The 876-nt window shown below is 59.6% G+C and carries 1 protein-coding gene; it reads left to right on the forward strand.

Translation table 11 applies throughout. The features are described 5' to 3' along the window. The coding region (locus EN914_RS36890) for a GNVR domain-containing protein (protein WP_281034707.1) at positions 1-876 on the forward strand (876 nt) is incomplete at both ends.

Raw genomic sequence — 876 nt, forward strand, 5'->3', positions numbered from 1 at the left:
AGACTGACGCAGCCAAGGAAGGAGGCGCGTGGCTGGAAATGCGGCTTCAGCAGCTGCGAGCTCAAATGAATGAGGCCATGGCAAAAGCGCAGCAGTTCCGGTCACGGCACGACTACAGCGTCGGCATTGAAGCCAAAGCAGACGGGACGAGTGCTGAGCCGACGCTCGAAGAACTTGAGGTGACGGCTGAAACCTACCAGAAGATGTACGAGAGCTTCTTGCAGGCCTACACCAACTCGGTAAGCCAACAGTCGTATCCGGTTGCCGATGCAAGGGTCATCACAGCTGCGACGGCGCCGCTCAATCCGAGCGCTCCAAGGCCGAAGTTGATGCTGGCCTTCGCGGTGGTTGCCGGTCTCATTTTCGGTATTGGACTTGCGTTTGTAAGGCACGCGTTTGACTGGACCATAAGGTCGCCACGACAGATCCGCGACAATCTGGGCGTCGAATGCCTCGGAGAACTGCCGCCGATCGGCAGAAGATCGGGCCTTGTCGACCAAGTGGCAAGATCTCCGCAATCCCGATACAGCCATAGCCTGAGAAAAGTGCGAACCGAGATAAGCCTTGCGGAAACCAGCCGCCCGATCAGGTTTCTTGGGTTGACTGCCGTATCCAACGACGGTTCGAAGAGTTCGGTGGCCAGCAATCTCGCTACGCTCTACTCGATGTCGGGCCTGAAGACGCTGGTGATTGACGCCGACATCCGGCGCCCGACCATGACCCCCTCGCGGCTTCTGAGCCAGTCGGGAGCCCTCGACCTACCGTGCCAGGACCCTGTCCGTCTCAACATCGTTCGTGCTGCGGGGCGGCCGTTCGACATCCTTTCCAGTTCGACCGTGGACGCCAGACACCTCCTGGCGCCTAGCAAGATGGAGG

It is taken from the genome of Mesorhizobium sp. M7A.F.Ca.CA.001.08.2.1, assembly GCF_003998455.1.
GTDB classification, from domain to species: domain Bacteria; phylum Pseudomonadota; class Alphaproteobacteria; order Rhizobiales; family Rhizobiaceae; genus Mesorhizobium; species Mesorhizobium ciceri.